9 protein-coding genes and 4 tRNA genes are annotated in these 13767 nt (G+C 69.6%); 4 read left to right on the forward strand and 9 right to left on the reverse strand.

Features of this window, described 5'->3' with window-relative positions; all coding sequences use genetic code 11:
* Window positions 1-6 precede the first annotated feature (6 nt).
* Window positions 7-1077: a phosphoribosylformylglycinamidine cyclo-ligase gene (gene purM / locus C6Y14_RS33125; RefSeq protein WP_107020563.1), complete on the forward strand. Its 1071-nt coding sequence runs from the start codon at window positions 7-9 to the stop codon at window positions 1075-1077.
* Window positions 1078-1297: 220 nt separating this feature from the next.
* Here purM and C6Y14_RS33130 read toward each other — a convergent pair whose 3' ends face one another.
* Entirely contained in the window at window positions 1298-1549 is a 252-nt protein-coding gene (locus C6Y14_RS33130) for a DUF3073 domain-containing protein (protein WP_107020614.1), read from the reverse strand.
* Window positions 1550-1872: 323 nt separating this feature from the next.
* Entirely contained in the window at window positions 1873-2964 is a 1092-nt protein-coding gene (locus C6Y14_RS33135) for a Leu/Phe/Val dehydrogenase (RefSeq protein WP_107020564.1), read from the reverse strand.
* Window positions 2965-3197: 233 nt separating this feature from the next.
* On the opposite strand from C6Y14_RS33135, the gene C6Y14_RS33140 reads away from it, so the two are divergent.
* Together C6Y14_RS33140 and bldC are read left to right on the forward strand one after the other, a co-directional pair.
* Window positions 3198-4064, forward strand: a complete 867-nt coding sequence (locus tag C6Y14_RS33140) for a hypothetical protein (RefSeq protein ID WP_107020565.1) — start codon at window positions 3198-3200, stop codon at window positions 4062-4064.
* Window positions 4065-4561: 497 nt separating this feature from the next.
* The gene (gene bldC, locus C6Y14_RS33145; protein ID WP_003949541.1) at window positions 4562-4768 is read left to right on the forward strand and encodes a developmental transcriptional regulator BldC; all 207 of its coding nucleotides are present in this window, start codon (window positions 4562-4564) and stop codon (window positions 4766-4768) included.
* A gap of 579 nt (window positions 4769-5347) precedes the next feature.
* On the opposite strand, the gene C6Y14_RS33150 is transcribed toward bldC, so the two are convergent.
* From C6Y14_RS33150 to hrpA, 3 genes are all read right to left on the reverse strand, one after another.
* Window positions 5348-5530: a DUF6274 family protein gene (locus C6Y14_RS33150; RefSeq protein ID WP_107020566.1), complete on the reverse strand. Its 183-nt coding sequence runs from the start codon at window positions 5528-5530 to the stop codon at window positions 5348-5350.
* A gap of 359 nt (window positions 5531-5889) precedes the next feature.
* Window positions 5890-5964: transfer RNA gene (locus tag C6Y14_RS33155), tRNA-Asp, on the reverse strand.
* A 93-nt stretch (window positions 5965-6057) separates the two neighbouring features.
* A complete protein-coding gene (gene hrpA / locus C6Y14_RS33160) occupies window positions 6058-10056 on the reverse strand; it encodes an ATP-dependent RNA helicase HrpA (RefSeq protein WP_107020567.1) in 3999 nt (1332 codons plus the stop codon).
* Between the two features lie 147 nt (window positions 10057-10203).
* Here hrpA and C6Y14_RS33165 point away from each other — a divergent pair, with 147 nt between their 5' ends.
* Window positions 10204-11295 carry a hypothetical protein gene (locus tag C6Y14_RS33165; protein WP_107020615.1) on the forward strand — a complete coding sequence of 364 codons (1092 nt, stop codon included), beginning with the start codon at window positions 10204-10206 and terminating at the stop codon, window positions 11293-11295.
* A gap of 537 nt (window positions 11296-11832) precedes the next feature.
* Here the strand turns inward: C6Y14_RS33165 and C6Y14_RS33170 are convergent.
* The 4 genes from C6Y14_RS33170 to C6Y14_RS33185 all read right to left on the reverse strand — a co-directional run bounded on the left by C6Y14_RS33170 (window position 11833) and on the right by C6Y14_RS33185 (window position 13762).
* Window positions 11833-11906 (reverse strand) — tRNA-Phe (locus C6Y14_RS33170).
* Between the two features lie 24 nt (window positions 11907-11930).
* A tRNA-Asp gene (locus C6Y14_RS33175) sits at window positions 11931-12005 on the reverse strand.
* 47 nt (window positions 12006-12052) lie between these two features.
* A tRNA-Glu gene (locus tag C6Y14_RS33180) sits at window positions 12053-12125 on the reverse strand.
* A gap of 80 nt (window positions 12126-12205) precedes the next feature.
* A complete protein-coding gene (locus C6Y14_RS33185) occupies window positions 12206-13762 on the reverse strand; it encodes a metallophosphoesterase (protein ID WP_107020568.1) in 1557 nt (518 codons plus the stop codon).
* Window positions 13763-13767 lie beyond the last annotated feature (5 nt).

Raw genomic sequence — 13767 nt, forward strand, 5'->3', positions numbered from 1 at the left:
ACCGTCATGTCTGAGACAACTGGTGCCAGCTACGCCGCCGCGGGCGTCGACATCGAAGCGGGCGACCGCGCCGTCGAACTGATGAAGGAGTGGGTGAAGAAGACGCAGCGCCCCGAGGTCCTCGGTGGCCTCGGCGGTTTCGCCGGCCTCTTCGACGCCTCCGCCCTCAAGCGGTACGAGCGCCCGCTGCTCGCCTCCGCCACGGACGGGGTCGGCACGAAGGTCGACCTCGCCCGGCAGCTCGGCGTGTACGACACCATCGGCCACGACCTGGTCGCGATGGTCATGGACGACATCGTGGTGTGCGGCGCCGAGCCGCTCTTCATGACCGACTACATCTGTGTCGGCAAGGTCCACCCGGAGCGCGTGGCCGCCATCGTGAAGGGCATCGCCGAGGGCTGTGTCCTCGCGGGCTGCGCCCTGGTGGGCGGCGAGACGGCCGAACACCCCGGCCTGCTGGGCCCGGACGACTTCGACGTCGCCGGCGCCGGTACGGGTGTCGTGGAGGCCGACCGGCTGCTCGGCGCGGATCGTATCCGTACGGGTGACGCGGTGATCGCCATGGCGTCCTCCGGCCTTCACTCGAACGGGTACTCACTCGTCCGGCACGTCCTGTTCGACCGCGGGAACCTGAAGCTCGACCAGCACGTCGAGGAGTTCGGCCGCACGCTCGGCGAGGAGCTCCTGGAGCCCACCAAGATCTACTCGCTGGACTGTCTGGCGCTGACCCGCACGACCGACGTGCACGCCTACTCGCACATCACGGGCGGCGGCCTCGCGGCCAACCTCGCCCGGGTGATCCCGGACGGCCTGCACGCGACCGTCGACCGCGCCACCTGGACCCCGGCCCCGGTCTTCGACCTCGTCGGCACCACCGGCCAGGTCGAGCGCCTGGAACTGGAGAAGACGCTGAACATGGGCGTGGGCATGATCGCGATCGTCCCCCAGGACTCCGCGGACGCCGCCCTCACCACCCTGGCGGACCGAGGAGTGGAAGCCTGGGTGGCAGGCGAGATCACGGACCGGGGCACCCACGACACGGGCGCAACCCTGACGGGCGACTACGCAGCACGGTAGTCACGCGGTAGCCATGAAAGGGGCGCCCACAAGGGCGCCCTTCAGGGCAGCCCCGTAAGGGGCGCGGGGAACTGCGCGACCAGCCACGACGAACCTGCAGCCGACCAGCCCACAGCAAGTACTCCCAGCCAACCCGCAGAGCGACATGCACAAAACCCGGTCCGGCAACCAACCCCGGACCGGGTGAAGCGCAGCTAGAACGACGAGCGCAGCTGGTACGTCAAGCCCCGCGGCGTTGCGACGCAGGACCGGACTCATCGTCCTCGTCCTCGTCGTCGTTGTAGAGATCCGCGTACTGGGAGTACGGGTCGTCTTCCTCGTCGTCGTCCTCGAACGGCTCGCCATTCGGCGGCTGTTGCGAAGTCGAAGCGCCCAGCTCATTGGCCAGACGCGACAGATCGGTCCCGCCGCTGCTGTACTTCAGCTGGCGGGCGACCTTCGTCTGCTTGGCCTTTGCCCGGCCGCGCCCCATGGCTCGACCCCCTCGGATACGGGGCTCGACGGCCCCAGAGTCTTGACACGCGTTCATGATCTGGAACGGGCTCTCCGTGGAGAGACCGGTCCGTAGGGCTTCCACGGTACCTGAGCCCACGCCCATACGGTACGTCGCCCGCAGGAAGCTCGTGTGCACAGGACCCGCGAGGTGCCCTGTCCTCGCTGGTCAACCGCGATTTTAACCTCTTCTTGGCGAGCGACCCGCCGACGAACGTGAGAGTTCTCTCCCACACCCGCCGACGGGACCCCGCGGGGTCGTGAGCACAGCCCTGCGAACGGCTGCCGAACAGCCCCCGAACATCAGGGGCGGCGGGCCTCGGCCATGCGGTGCTCGGCGATCCGGTCGGCCGCGGCGGCCGGCGGAATCCCGTCCTCCTTCGCACGAGCGAATATGGCCAGCGTGGTGTCGAAGATCTTCGCGGCCTTCTCCTTGCACCGGTCGAAGTCGAAGCCGTGGAGCTCGTCGGCGACCTGGATGACACCGCCGGCGTTCACCACGTAGTCCGGCGCGTAGAGGATCCCGCGGTCGGCGAGGTCCTTCTCCACTCCCGGGTGCTCCAGCTGGTTGTTGGCCGCGCCGCAGACGATCTTCGCGGTGAGCACCGGCACGGACTCGTCGTTCAGGGCGCCGCCGAGCGCGCACGGGGCGTAGATGTCCAGCCCCTCGGTCCGGATCAGCCGCTCGGTGTCCGGGGCGATCTGCACGGCGGGGTGCTTGTCGGCGATACGGCCCACGGAGTCCTGGCGCACGTCCGCGATCACGACCCGGGCGCCGTCCTCCAGCAGATGCTCCACCAGGTGGCGGCCGACCTTGCCGACGCCCGCGACGCCGACCGTGCGGCCACGCAGCGACGGGTCGCCCCACAGGTGCTGGGCGGAGGCCCGCATGCCCTGGAATACCCCGAAGGCCGTCAGGACGGACGAGTCGCCCGCGCCGCCGTTCTCGGGGGAGCGCCCGGTGGTCCAGCGGCACTCGCGCGCCACGACGTCCATGTCGGCCACGTAGGTGCCGACGTCGCAGGCGGTCACGTACCGGCCGCCGAGCGAGGCGACGAAACGGCCGTACGCGAGGAGCAGGTCCTCGGTCTTGATCTGCTCGGGGTCACCGATGATCACGGCCTTGCCGCCGCCGTGGTCGAGCCCGGCCATGGCGTTCTTGTAGGACATCCCGCGGGCGAGGTTCAGCGCGTCGGCGACGGCCGCGGCCTCGCTCTCGTACGGGTAGAAGCGGGTGCCGCCGAGGGCCGGGCCCAGGGCGGTCGAGTGGATGGCGATGACGGCCTTGAGGCCGGTGGCGCGGTCCTGACAGAGCACGACCTGCTCATGGCCGCCCTGATCCGACCGGAACAGGGTGTGCAGTACGTCGTCAGGGCTGCCGGTTACGTCGGTCACTGTGGTGACTCCCAGGTAAGTAGCGGCGGGTCGGGGCGGCCCTCGTACGGGTGGCGGGGGTCCGTGTGGCACGAGATTAGAGCCTGTACGGGACCGCCATCGGCCCAGTGGTCAGGATCACCCCCGGCCGGAGTACGGTCACGGACGGGCGTGGGACGATTTGCAGGGGTTTCCCGCGTGTCCGCGCACCGGTTGCGCGGTTTTCCACCGGGTCGGCTGGGGAGGGAGCAAGCGTGCCCAAGGTGACCTCGTTGATCGTCCCGTACGCGTCCTATCTCCGGGTGTACGAACCGCTCGCGGCCTTCCCGGAACCGGAGCGCGGCCACTGGTACCGCTACGCGCGCCGGCCAGGGCGTCCCTCGTACCAGGACGAACTGCGCCGCTCGCTGGCCGACTTGCTGCCCGTGCCGCCGATCGCGGTGCCGGTGCAGGAGAGCGGTGACGCGTTCGTCGCGGAGGTGGACGGCGTGCTGTGCGTGTGCCCCTGGCGGACCCGGCTACGCGGCTGGGAGGCGCTCGGCGACCTGGCCGAGGAGCTGCCGGCCCCCGTCCTGGACGCGGCGCTGCCCGAGCTCGTACGCCGGCAGGCGACCCAGGACTACGAGCGCTGGCTGACCCGCAACCCCGACGCCCGGCCCTGGATCCGCACCTCGACCTGGCAGGTCCCGCTGCACTGGTTCGTGCTCGTCTCGGACGAGGAGCGCGAGTACGACAAGGGCGCCGGGTCCGGGGGCGCTTCGCGGGCCGAGCAGGACGCTCCCGTGCTGCGCTACCGCACGCCGATGGTGCAGGCGCGGCGGCGGGTGGCGCGGGCCCTGCGGACGCTGCGGGACACCCTCGACGAGGGTCCGCTCATCGACGGCCTGGTGGACGTGGGGCGTTGGCTGGAGGAGTTCCATCCGCGCTCGCTGGTGGAGCTTGACTACGGCGGCCTCGTCCACGTGCTGCCCGCGGGGGAGCTGGACGGCGACCATTCCGCCGCCGATGTCGCCGAGGGCATCGAGGCGTTGCGCACGGGCGACGGGCCCGGCGCGGGCGAGGCATACGGTCGGCTCGTGGAACGGTGGCGTTCGGTACGGGACCGGCGCTCGGCGAACTGAGGGGCGCACGGAGGCTCTTCGGGCGCCCGGTTCCTGTGCGTCACGGAGCCTGACAGGACGTAAGTCCCGATCCGGGTCGTACGGGGTAAGGGTGACGGACGGCACTAACACGGACCTTGCGCCCAACGGCCCTCCTCATGCCAAAATAGGACAAGGAGTCCGGGGAGGGCTCTCTCTGCCCACGTTTGGGTGGAATCTCGGCATTGCGCTGCAGGGGGGTCACGTGACTCCTGATCGTCCTGTGACTGATCGTCACAGTGGCGTGACTGTCCGCTATGGCATGGTCCATCGGCTTCCGTCGCTGATGAACACCTGGGAGGGCAATTCCATCGGTTTGGCCGACGTGGCTGGACGGATGGTGTAGTTGTAGTGCCGAGGACAAGCCGTTCGTCCTATAACCGACTCGACCCGCATCCGCCATTTCGGGCAACGCGGGTCAAGGTGCAGAATTTAGAGGAAAGAACCGAGAACGATCGGTTCTCCCGAGGAGGCCGCTCATGACCGCTCGCACCCCTGATGCCGAGCCGCTGCTGACCCCGGCTGAGGTCGCCACGATGTTCCGCGTGGACCCTAAGACGGTCACGCGGTGGGCGAAGGCCGGCAAGCTCACGTCGATCCGCACGCTGGGTGGGCATCGCCGTTACCGCGAAGCAGAGGTACGTGCTCTGCTCGCGGGCATCCCGCAGCAGCGCAGCGAAGCCTGAACAACAACTGCATAGCCACATAGCAGGGTATTTCGGCAGGTCCCCCAACTTGTCGGCAGGGCCCTGACGCAAGTACCGCTTCACGCGTCATCCAAGCACCACCCAAGTACCAAGCGACGCGGATCCCGCCCCAACGGGGTCCCCGCCCGAGCAAGAACCACTAGCACTGTGGGTGCGTCGTAGATCGCGCTGGACTCCGCCGGGTCCAGCGCGATCTTTTTTTGTGCGCTGGTCATGGGGTGTGCGCGCTTACCGGGTCGGTCTGTGAGTGGCCTTGTCGCAGTCTGGGCGAGACTGTCGGATCGGCTGTGAGTCCCTCTGGGGCTCGGTGCAATTGCACATATTAAATTGACCTGTTGTAGGTGGGGGGTAAGATCCGCAGGTTTGAAAACTTATGCGGTGACACCCGTCACATGCCGGGGTTCTTGTTGCGCGTGGCATACCTGCGCTATTGGGGGACGCGTTCATCTGGGGCCGCGTGAGGGGTAGTTGAGACGCGGCCTTCGTTCAGACGGGCGGATCACGCGGGCGCGTACGCGGCGATCGCGCGGGCGGTCACGTGGGCGATGACACGGGCGGTCACGCCGGGGCGGGGCCGTCGTCCTCCGGGGTGCCGTCCAGGTCCTCGGGGCCGGCCTCCGAGGCCAGTCGCAGGAGGCGGTGGCAGATCGGGCAGTGCCTCGTCCGGTGGCGGTGTCCTGAGGCGGCCGACAGGTGGGCGCGGAGCAGGGCTCGCGTCTCATGCCGAGCGGTCGCCGCCATGGTCACCTCCGGTGGGGTCTGGGGCTTTGTTCTGTAGGTACTTGGGGAATGTGGCGGCGTCAAGGGCGTGTGGACGGCGGACGGGCCTGATGGGGTCTGTGGGGGTGTTGTTGGGATCTGTGGCGGCGATTGGGGTGGTGGGCCCGTTCGTCGGCTGCGGGTCGACGGGGGCTTGTCGCGCAGTTCCCCGCGCCCCCAGGGGGTGGGGGTGCCGTGGAATGTCGGGTGCGGGCCGGTGGGGGTTGGCCGCGCAGTTCCCCGCGCCCCTGGGAGGCCCCGGAGGGGCCCTCGGGAGGGTGGGCGCAACAAGAAGGCCCCGCTTCCGTTTCCGGATGCGGGGCCTTCTTGTTCTTCTTCTGCGGTCCTGACGGGATTTGAACCCGCGGCCTCCACCTTGACAGGGTGGCGAGCACTCCAAACTGCTCCACAGGACCTTGTTTCGCAGTGCGATCTTGCGTTGCGCTGCGAGACAAGACTGTACAGGAGGGTTGGCCCCCCGAGCGAACTCACCCGGTGTGCGGACGCCGTTACGGAGCGGCCGCGTCGATCGCCTTCACGATGCGCTTGTCGGAGACCGGATACGCCGTGCCCAGCGCGTGCGCGAAGTAGCTGACGCGCAGCTCCTCGATCATCCAGCGGATGTCCCGGACGGAGGAGGGGACGGGGCGGCCCTGCGGCAACTGCTCCAGCAGCCAGGCGTACTCGTCCTGCATCTCGTGGACCTTCTCCATCCGACTGGTGTCCCGCTGCGCGTTCGTCGGCATCTGCTGCAGACGGCGGTCCGCCGCGACCAGATAGCGCATCAGGTCCGGCAGCCGCCGCAGGCCCGTCGCCGTGACGAAGCCGGGCCGTACGAGGGCGTCCAGCTGCGTCCGTACGTCCGTCAGGTTGGCGAGCAGCACAGGGCTGCGTACGCCCTTCAGACGGCGTTCACAGGCCTGCCAGGCGGCCAGCACCTGTTCGACCTGGCCGACCGTGCGGACCGTCGTGTCGACGATCTCCGCGCGCACCTTGTCGTACAGCTTCCGGTACGACTCCTCGTCCCAGGCCGGGCCGCCGAAGTCGCCGATGAGCTTGTCGGCGGCGGCCGTCGCGCAGTCGTCGAACAGGGCCTGGATCGACCCGTGCGGATTCGCGGAAAGGGCCAGCTTCTGGGCGTTGGTGAGCTTGTCCGACGCGAACTTCGCCGGATTCACCGGGATGTTGCGCAGGATGAGCCGCCGCGTGCCCTTCCACATCGCCTGCTGCTGTTCGGCCTCGGTGTCGAAGAGGCGTACGGAGACGGTGTTCGCCTTCGGCCCTTCGTCGACCAGAGCCGGGTACGCCTTCACCGGCTGGCCCGCCCGGCGCGTCTCGAAGAGGCGGGTGAGGGAGCCGATGGTCCAGTCGGTCAGCCCGGTCCGCTCCAGGGACTCCCCGCCCTCCCGCTGGGCCGTCGCCGCCGCGGCCTGCGAGATCGCCTGGCGCGCCTTCGGCTTCAGCCGGACCTTGAGGGCCTCCAGGTCCTTATCCTCGGCCAGCTTGCGGCGCCGCTCGTCGACGATCCGGAAGGTGATCTTCAGGTGGTCGTCGAGCCGGGACCAGTCGAAGTCGTCGGCGGTGAGAGGCACTCCGACCATGCGCTTCAGCTCGCGCGCCATCGTCACGGTCAGGGGCTCCTGCAGGGGCACCGCCCGCTCCAGGAACCGCTGCGCGAAGTTGGGCGCCGGAACGTAGTTGCGGCGGATCGGTTTGGGGAGAGAACGGATCAGCTCGGTGACGACCTGCTCCCGCAGCCCCGGGATCTGCCACTCGAAGCCCTCGTCCGTGACCTGGTTCAGCACCTGCAGCGGAATGTGGACGGTCACACCGTCCGCGTCGGCGCCCGGCTCGAACTGGTACGTGACGGGGAACTTCAGCCGCCCCTGCCGCCACGAGTCCGGATAGTCGTCCTTGGTGACCGCCCCGGCGGTCTCGCGGATGAGCATCGAGCGCTCGAAGTCGAGGAGTTCGGGCTCTTCCTGCCGCTTGTGCTTCCACCAGGAGTCGAAGTGCGCGCCGGACACGACATGGGCGGGCACCCGCTCCTCGTAGAAGTCGAAGAGCGTGTCGTCGTCGACCAGGATGTCCCGGCGCCGCGCCCGGTGCTCCAGCTCCTCGACCTCGGTGAGGAGCCGGCGGTTGTCGGAGAAGAACTTGTGGTGCGTACGCCAGTCGCCCTCGACGAGTGCGTTGCGGATGAAGAGCTCGCGGCTGATCTCGGGGTCGATGCGCCCGTAGTTGACCTTCCGCTGGGCGACGATCGGCACCCCGTACAGGGTGACCTTCTCGTACGCCATCACCGCAGCCTGGTCCTTCTCCCAGTGCGGTTCGCTGTACGTGCGCTTCAGCAGGTGCTCGGCGAGCGGTTCGATCCACTCGGGCTCGATCTTCGCGTTGACGCGGGCCCACAGCCGGGACGTCTCGACGAGTTCGGCGGACATCACGAAGCGCGGGGGCTTCTTGAAGAGGGCCGAGCCGGGGAAGATCGCGAACTTGGCGTTGCGTGCGCCCACGTAGTCGTTCTTCGCGCTGCTGCGGCCGTCCTTCCCGCCGTCCTTGCCGCCCTCCTTCCCGGTCTCCTTCACGTCCTTCATGCCGATGTGGGAGAGCAGGCCGGCCAGCAGGGAGAGGTGGACGTGCTGCTCGGGAGCGTCGTCCTCGTTGAGCTGGATGCCCATTTGCTTGGCGACGGTCCGCAGCTGCGTGTAGATGTCCTGCCACTCGCGGATCCGCAGGAAGTTCAGGTACTCCTGCTTGCACATGCGACGGAAAGAGGACGAGCCGCGCTCCTTCTGCTGCTCGCGCACGTACCGCCAGAGGTTGAGGTACGCGAGGAAGTCGGACGTCTCGTCCTTGAAGCGGGCGTGCTGCTGGTCCGCCTGCGTCTGCTTCTCCGACGGCCGCTCGCGCGGGTCCTGGATGGAGAGCGCGGCGGCGATCACCATGACCTCGCGGACGCACCCGTTCTTGTCGGCCTCCAGGACCATGCGGGCCAGGCGCGGGTCGACGGGCAGCTGGGCGAGCTTGCGGCCGGTGTCGGTGAGCCGCTTGCGCGGGTCCTTCTCCGTCGGGTCGAGGGCGTTGAGCTCTTGGAGGAGCTGGACGCCGTCGCGGATGTTGCGGTGGTCCGGCGGGTCGATGAAGGGGAACTTCTCGATCTCGCCGAGCCCGGCCGCGGTCATCTGGAGGATGACGGACGCCAGGTTCGTACGGAGGATCTCGGCGTCGGTGAACTCCGGGCGGGCGAGGAAGTCGTCCTCGGAGTACAGCCGGATGCAGATGCCGTCGCTCGTACGACCACAGCGGCCCTTGCGCTGGTTGGCGCTGGCCTGCGAGATCGCCTCGATGGGCAGCCGCTGGACCTTGGTGCGGTGGCTGTATCTGGAGATACGGGCGTTGCCCGGGTCGATCACGTACTTGATGCCCGGGACGGTGAGGGAGGTCTCGGCGACGTTGGTCGCCAGAACGATCCTGCGCCCCGTGTGCTGCTGGAACACGCGGTGCTGCTCGGCGTGCGAGAGGCGCGCGTAGAGAGGGAGCACCTCGGTGAACCGGTACTTCCTCTTCTCCAGCGCGTCCGCCGTGTCGCGGATCTCCCGCTCCCCGGAGAGGAAGACGAGGATGTCGCCCTTGCCCTCGCCCTGCAACTCCTCGACGGCGTCGCAGATCGCGGTGATCTGGTCGCGGTCGGCGTCGTCGCCGTCCTCTTCGAGGAGCGGGCGATACCGCACCTCGACGGGGTACGTACGTCCGCTGACCTCGACGATCGGCGCGTCCCCGAAGTGCCGGGAGAACCGCTCCGGGTCGATGGTCGCGGAGGTGATGACGACCTTCAGGTCCGGCCGCTTCGGGAGCAGCTGGGCCAGATAGCCGAGCAGGAAGTCGATGTTCAGGGACCGCTCGTGGGCCTCGTCGATGATGATCGTGTCGTACGCGCGCAGCTCGCGGTCCGTCTGGACCTCGGCGAGCAGGATGCCGTCCGTCATCAGCTTGACGAAGGTGGCCTCCGGGCTGACCTGGTCGGTGAAGCGGACCTTCCAGCCGACGGCCTCGCCCAGCGGGGTGTCCAGCTCGTCGGCGACCCGCTCCGCGACGGTCCGGGCGGCGATCCGGCGGGGCTGGGTGTGCCCGATCATGCCGCGGACGCCACGGCCCAGCTCCAGACAGATCTTGGGGATCTGGGTCGTCTTGCCGGAGCCGGTCTCGCCCGCGACGATGACGACCTGGTGATCACGGATGGCGTCCGCGATCACGTCCTTCTTCTGACTGACGGGCAGCTGCTCGGGGTACGAGACGGTGGGCACGCGGCCGCGCCGCTCGGCCATGCGGGTCTCGGCCCTCGCCACCTCCGTCTCGATCTCGGCGGTGACGGCGGCGCGGGCCTCTGGCTTGCGGATCCGGCGCGCGCCTTCGAGCCTGCGCCCGAGCCGGTGCGCGTCGCGCAGTGACAGCTCGGCCAGACGGGAGGCGAGATCGCCGAGGGCGGGGGCAGGATGCGTAGACATACGCGGTCCAGGATCTCACCTCGGGGAAACGTGGGGCGAACGCTTTTGCGCGGGGGCCTGTCCGGCAGGCAGGGCTCCGAGGCCGCTAGAGGTGACCGTCGCAGAGAAATATCCTTTATGCGCCTTTAGCGTGGGCGTATGTCCGAGATGCCGCACGGTGCCCATGGCAGACCGCCCACGCGGCGCGAACGCTGGGCCTCCTTCAAGGAGTCCCCCTTCCTTCCCGCGTCGGTGCTGGTGCTGATCCTCGCCGCGGCGGCCGGCCTCTTCGCGGGCTCGTACACGTACTCCATGGCGAACCCGACCCCGCGCCATGTGCCGACCGCGATCGTGGGCTCGTACGAGGAGGGGCGGGGCAAGGCGTTCCTCGCCGAGATGGAGAAGGCGCTCGACGCCTCCCTGAAGATCCACGCGTACGACAGCCGGGCGGCGGCCGTGCGGGCGGTCGACGACCAGAAGGTCTTCGCCATCCTCGATACGCGGGACAACGGCAGGGCGGTGGTCCTCGACGTCTCCGGGGCGTCCGGGGCCTCGGTCGCGGAACTGCTGGAACAGGCGGCGCCGGCGGTCGGCAAGGCCACGGGGGTGGCGGTCACGGTCCGGGACATCAAGCCGCTCCAGGAGGGCGATCCGCGGGGCCTCGCCATCTTCTACATCTCCCTGGCGGCCGTGATCATCGGCTTCATCGGGGCGATCCAGCTCAGCGTGCACGCGCGGGGGCTGAACCCGGTGGAACGCATCGCGTTCACCGCCGCGTACTCCCTGCTCGGCGGTTTCGTGATCGTGGTGGCGGTCGACTGGATCCTCGGCGCTTTGAAGCTGCCGTTCGTCGAGTCCTGGCTGATCCTCGCGCTGACCATGTTCACGTCCGGCATGGTCTTCACGATGTTCAACACCCTGTTCGGGCGCTGGGCGATGCTGCCCACCTGGGGGCTGATGGTCATGCTCGGCAACCCCTCGTCGGGCGGCGCGGTCTCCTGGCCCCTGCTGCCGTCCCCGCTCGGCGTCATCGGCCGCTGGCTCCCGCCCGGCGGCTCGGTCAACGCCCAGCACACGGCGGTGTACTTCGCCGGCCACCAGCACGTCTTTCCGTTCCTGGTCCTGACCGGCTGGGCCCTGCTGTCCTGCGCGGTGTTCTGGACGTGGCGCCACCGCCACCCAGGAGGCCGAACCGGGGGTCCGTCCCACGCGGCGGGCACCCCACCGCCGGAATCCTCGACGACGGGCGCGGCGACCTGACGGCGTCACGGGAACCTACGAGACGAGCCCCCGAGCCCCCGAGCCCCCGAGGCTCCATGGCCCCGGGACCCTGCGTCATGTGGCCGGCGCCGACGAGTCCTTCGGCTGCGGGCCGGTGGGGGCTGGCCGCGCAGTTCCCCGCGCCCCTAAAAGGCGCGTGCCCTGCAGGACGCCGAATGCAGGGCTCAGACCGCCGCCCCGAACGGGGCCCCGCCCCCCGGCCCACGCCCCGTCGGCCCGAGTGGCGCGCTGGCGCTTTTAAGGGGCGCGGGGAACTGCGCGGCCAACCCCCATGGACCCGCAGCCGAAGGACCCGCCGGCGCCGGCCGCACGGCAAAGGCCCCGGGGGTTGCGAATCGGGCCCGGCCCACGCGGCGGGGCGGCGGCCCGAGCGGAGCGCTGGCGCTCTTGAGGGGCGCGGGGAACTGCGCGGCCGACCCCCACGGACCCGCAGCCGAAGGACCCGCCGGCCGGCCGCAGGGCAAAGGCCCCGGCCACGGCGAAGGCCCCGTCCAACTGGACGGGGCCTTCGAGAAGTGGCTGGGGCCGGGATCGAACCGGCGACCTATCGCTTTTCAGGCGATCGCTCGTACCAACTGAGCTACCCAGCCACGCGGTTCAAACAACAACCGCAGCGGTCCTGACGGGATTTGAACCCGCGGCCTCCACCTTGACAGGGTGGCGAGCACTCCAAACTGCTCCACAGGACCAAGCTTGTGCACGAGCGAGCGAACTCAGTCTCGCACACGGTATTACGTGCCCCCAACGGGATTCGAACCCGTGCTACCGCCTTGAAAGGGCGGCGTCCTAGGCCGCTAGACGATGAGGGCTATCGGCCCACCTGGGCGCTTCGCAGCGCGTCGGGGACGTGAGAAGCATATGGGATGTCGGGAGGGATCGCCAAAACGGTTTACGGGGCGGGGGTGGAAGGGGTCGTGGAGGCGGGCGCGCCGGGCTGGTTCTCCTTCGGGAGATGGCGGCTGACCTCGGCCGTCGTCAGTCCGAGCCCGCCCAGTTTGATCTCGTCCCAGGCCTGGAGCCGCCGGGTGTCGCGGTCCAGGTAGAGGATCGACGTCTCGATCGGCGCGGGATCGTCGCCCTCCAGCGCACGCAGTCCGCCGCCGCCCGTGGAGCCCTCGATGCGCAGCCGCGTGCCGTACTTCAGGACCTCCATCTCCTGGTGGTGGACATGGCCGGCCAGCACCAGCGGCACGTCCCCGTCCGTCTCGCGCGCGGCGGTGGGGTTGTGTGCGACCGCGATGTCGACCGGGGTCCCGGCCGCCTCCTGGTCGCGGAGGGAGGAGGCGAGGCGGGCTCCCGCCAGTACCTCCGACTGTCCGGCGCCGCCCACCCCGGCCGAGCGGTCCGGGGTGAACTGCGGGTCCCCGATCCCCGCGAAGCGCAGGCCGGCGACCGAGACCGCGCGGCCGTCGTCGAGGACGTGCACGTTCTTCATGCGCTTCAAGTAGTCCTGGGTGACGCGCCCGTCGTGGTTGCCGCGCACCCAGACGTACGGGGCGCCGAGGTCGGCCGCCGGGTCCAGGAAGCCGTTCTCCGCCGCCGTCCCGTGGTCCATGGTGTCGCCGGAGTCGACGATGACATCGATCTTGTACTGCTTCACCAGCGACGCGATGATCTTCCAGCTCGCCGGGTTGAGATGGATGTCGGAGACGTGCAGGACCCGGATCGTGGAGGGGTCCGGCGCGTACGCGGGCAGCGTGGACGTGACGTCGTACAGCTTCGTCACGTTCGTCACCAGGCGGGCCAGTTCCTTCTGGTAGACGTCGAACTCGCTGACGATGCTGCGCGCGTTGCCGACGACCGAGGGTGCCGAGGAGAGCAGGCCCGAGAACTTCGGTTCCAGGACCGACTTGGGGTTCCAGGTGGCGAAGGCCGTCGCCCCGCAGGCGGCCAGCAGGGTCAGCGCCAGGCCGCCCGCCGCGAGGGCCCGGCGCGGGCGGCGGTAGACGGCGAGGCCGAGCCCCGTCGCACCGGCGACCACGGCGGCACAGGACCGTACGGCCAGGTCGAGCGTGCCGGCGCCGACGTCCTCGGCGACCTCGTCCTGGAGGCCGGAGAGCCGTTCCGGATGGTCGACGAGGGCCTGCGAGCGGACCGGGTCGAGCTGGTCGACGTCCACGTCGAGGCGCAGGGGAGCGGTGTGGCTGCGGAGTTCGAGGGCGCCGAGCGGGGAGACGTTGATCTTCGTCCCGCCGGTGAGGGAGGGGCGCAGGGTCATCGTGGTGTCCATGGGGCCGACCGGCGCCCGGACGTTCCCGACGACCAGCAGGCCGAGCCACGCGCCGAGCAGCACGACGGCGACGAGCCCGAGCGCACGGGCGTAGGGGTGCGGCTGGTGGACGAGTTCGATGGCGGGCTGGGAACGGCGTGAGCGGTAGTGCCGTACGAGGATGCGGGGAGCCTTCCGTACGCGGAGCAGAGCGGCGGCAGCGGGGACGCGGGCCATTGGGC

This window comes from Streptomyces dioscori (genome assembly GCF_003024195.1).
Taxonomy (GTDB): Bacteria; Actinomycetota; Actinomycetes; order Streptomycetales; family Streptomycetaceae; genus Streptomyces; species Streptomyces dioscori.

Coding starts and splice junctions, on each gene's coding strand:
- purM (WP_107020563.1), top strand. CDS start 7: ATGTCTGAGACAACTGGTGCCAGCTACGCCGCCGCGGGCGTCGACATC.
- C6Y14_RS33130 (WP_107020614.1), bottom strand. CDS start 1,549: ATGGGGCGCGGCCGGGCAAAGGCCAAGCAGACGAAGGTCGCCCGCCAG.
- bldC (WP_003949541.1), top strand. CDS start 4,562: ATGACCGCTCGCACCCCTGATGCCGAGCCGCTGCTGACCCCGGCTGAG.
- C6Y14_RS33150 (WP_107020566.1), bottom strand. CDS start 5,530: ATGGCGGCGACCGCTCGGCATGAGACGCGAGCCCTGCTCCGCGCCCAC.
- hrpA (WP_107020567.1), bottom strand. CDS start 10,056: ATGTCTACGCATCCTGCCCCCGCCCTCGGCGATCTCGCCTCCCGTCTG.
- C6Y14_RS33165 (WP_107020615.1), top strand. CDS start 10,204: ATGCCGCACGGTGCCCATGGCAGACCGCCCACGCGGCGCGAACGCTGG.
- C6Y14_RS33185 (WP_107020568.1), bottom strand. CDS start 13,762: ATGGCCCGCGTCCCCGCTGCCGCCGCTCTGCTCCGCGTACGGAAGGCT.